The sequence below is a fragment of the Streptomyces sp. NPDC101151 genome (assembly GCF_044768335.1).
In the GTDB taxonomy this organism is placed as follows: domain Bacteria; phylum Actinomycetota; class Actinomycetes; order Streptomycetales; family Streptomycetaceae; genus Streptomyces.
On record NZ_JBIWPP010000117.1, the window covers coordinates 1 to 2,782 of the forward strand.

Sequence of the window (2,782 nt, forward strand, 5' to 3'; positions counted from 1 at the left end):
TCCTCCGGATACGGAGACTTCCGTCCCACCAGGACACCCTTCCTCGGACCTGCAAGATCCATTGTCAGTGTGTCCACACCGCCGGGGTCGCCTCACCCCAGCTCCAGGGGCAGGAGTTGCCAGGCGATGTCCTGGTGCAGGACGTACAGGATGCCCTGCAGACACAGCCGGTCTGCCACCGGTTTCGGCCCCGGCGACCGCTCGGGCCACGGCGGCAGCAGCGGCTCGATCAGCGCCCACAAGTCGTCGTCCACGATCCACGGCCGAGTCGTCACACCCTGTCAAACCGTCGGATCGTCACAACAGTCACGTCCGACCAGGGCACTTCAATCAAGATCCTGTTACGAGCTCTTCGAAGACCCGCCATAGGCAGCGCTCATATGCGATTCGTAGCCTTGCGGGGCCGCGCAGCGCGAGGCCGTTTCGCGCCCATAGTGTGCTTAGCTGAACAGTGCTGGCCGTGTGTTTTAAGGCCTTCTGTGCAGGCGGGAGGCTGGCATGCTGCCATTCGTGGACAACTGTGATGAAGTCGGATACAGCCGCCAGACTGCCGCGATTCGAACGGATGGGCAGCTCCACCGGACCGTACTCAGCTCTCCTGCTGGCCATACACCAATTCGCGCCTGTCGCAGCGCGGCATTGTGGGTTCTTACTCTGGCCGCCGTCTTCGCAGTGGCCCAGTTGGCCAATGTGACGGGCCGGGACACGCCCGACTCCAAAAATTACCTGGCGTATGCTCTCAGCCTGCGAGGGGAGGGAAAGCAGGAAACAGCGGCCACGGTGATTGACTACACATGCCAGGGGCTAGCTTCACGGGCAAATCATGCACAGAGCGTCGACGTCCTAAAATTCCAGCGACCCAGCCCTGGCGCACTGGCGAAGGCAAGATGCCAGGCGGAGCTGTGGGGTGAAGTGAACACGCGGCTGCAAGCTGGCCAGAGCGGCGGACACACACTCCCGTTCACCTCGCAGCGCTTCATGCGGATCTTTGAAGTCCGACCGGGCTATCCGGTTCTGCTCGTCCCCTTCGTCTCATTTTTCGGAGCTGGCTGGGGCATGTGGAGCGCAGGTGTGTTCCTCACGGTGCTGGGAGGCGTCCTCGTCTTCCTAATTCTGCGTACCCAGCAGCTGCCCGTGCTCATCGCACTGATTGGGCAATCCCTTTATTACGTCTTGCCGTGCGGAACAACCGCCATGCGGCCGATGGCCGAAGGACTCATGCTCGTTCTGTCGCTGACAGCAGTCTGGGGATGCACATTGCTGCTGAACGGACGGACGGTGCACGGCATTGCCTGCGTCGCAGGGGCGCTGCTCGCGCTGTTCACCGTCAAGCACTCACAGGCACTGTTCCTTGGCGTGTGCCTGGCTGCCGCCAGTGCAGCCATTGCCCTTTGGCGCTCGCGCCGGGGCAAGTCCCCGCGTCATGTCCTTTGGTTTACCGCCGCTGTGGCTAGCAGCGTCGCCATTGGCACCCTGCTGGCGGCGCGGGCGTTGCACTACCCGAGCGAGACCGACAGCCTGCAGGATCTGTTGACCAACCACTACGCTTTGCCTGACCGGGACCACCCGTGGCGGGAGTTCTTCGACTTGGAGACCCAATTTTGGGCAGAGTGGTTTCGACAGCAAATGCGGCAGCCGTTGTTCATCGCGCTACTCACGGCCGGGTTGTGGGGGGTGCTGCTGCGACACCGGCCGTTCGGCATCCTTGTGACAGCGGCTGCCCTTACCGGTTTCCTGACCCAAGCAGCACACCCGGACATCACCGTGTGGGGCGAGCGGCTGATTGTCATGGCCTGGCTGCTGCCGGTCCTGGGGGTGCCTGCCCTGCTCCATGAGATGCACCGCCGACTCCCGGTAGAAGAGGACATCCCGGAGCCCCGGGTGGCGGTGGCTGGCACACGCAAGCTCAGCGGCCGCTCTTCACGAGTGTGATCGACCAGCTTTCCACCGCCCACGGTAGGGCAAGGCGTCCGACGAGCGCACTGAACCTCTTTCATCCTGTTTTGGCCGGGTGAAATGGCCTGGTCAGATGGGGTGACGCGGCGAAGCCCCTCGTCGTTGGTGTGGTGATCTCACCTCAACACGCCATCGGCCGGGGGGCTTCGTTGGTTCCGTATCCTTCCAATACGCGGTGTCAGCCCCGGATGGGAAGCCCTGAAGAGGTCTCTGCTGAAGGCTGGCTGTTCGATCGAGTGCAGTGGCTGCGGGACTCCGGTGGATGCTTCGTATCCTCCCGGCTCGATGAAGCCCAAGCATGGACTGGCACCTCTTGGTGATCTGTGGCTGCTGTCCTCGGTCGGGTGTGGTGGGTCCGTGGGTGCCGGGTGGACGCTTCGACTACTTCCGGCTCGTGAAGCCTCTTGTAGGGACCGGCGCCTCCCGGTGCTCTCGGATCTGCCATCACCCGAACGGGTGCTTTCTCGTTGGTGTTTGTGGTGTGAGCCCGCTGCACGGTGACCTCTCGAAGCTTTCGGCGCCAGACGCCTCAGACGGACCGAGGCCCGCGCGGTGCGCTGGTGCCACGAACGGCCAGTGAGAGGGAGGGCCGGTCCCGCGTGAACGCGTGGGGAGAGCCCCAGTATTGGAACGCCGCGTGGCCCGCTTGGGCTCCTGACCAGCGCAGACAAAAAAGAGGAAAGGGAGGCCAGTTGACCATCTACTGCGGGATTGACTGGGCCGAAGGGCACGTGCGCCACGAGGCGTCTGAAGTCGAGCGGGGGTGAGAGACCTTCGACTCCTGACCGTCGCAGCGGTCGGGTGAAGCTGAGGGCAGCCTGAACCG

General features: G+C 63.5%; 2 protein-coding genes. One reads left to right on the plus strand and one right to left on the minus strand.

The genetic code is table 11. The features are described from left to right. Positions 1-92 precede the first annotated feature (92 nt). A complete protein-coding gene (locus ACIRU3_RS47550; RefSeq protein WP_404070683.1) occupies positions 93-275 on the minus strand; it encodes a transposase in 183 nt (60 codons plus the stop codon). Positions 276-498: 223 nt separating this feature from the next. Between ACIRU3_RS47550 and ACIRU3_RS47555 the strand changes: the two genes are divergently transcribed. Beyond that, on the plus strand, positions 499-1,932 hold the full coding sequence (locus tag ACIRU3_RS47555; RefSeq protein WP_404070686.1) for a hypothetical protein: 1,434 nt from the start codon (positions 499-501) through the stop codon (positions 1,930-1,932). Positions 1,933-2,782: the final 850 nt, after the last annotated feature.

What these genes read in the sequence shown, in the direction of transcription:
- ACIRU3_RS47555 (WP_404070686.1), top strand. Translation starts at nt 499, where the DNA reads ATGCTGCCATTCGTGGACAACTGTGATGAAGTCGGATACAGCCGCCAG.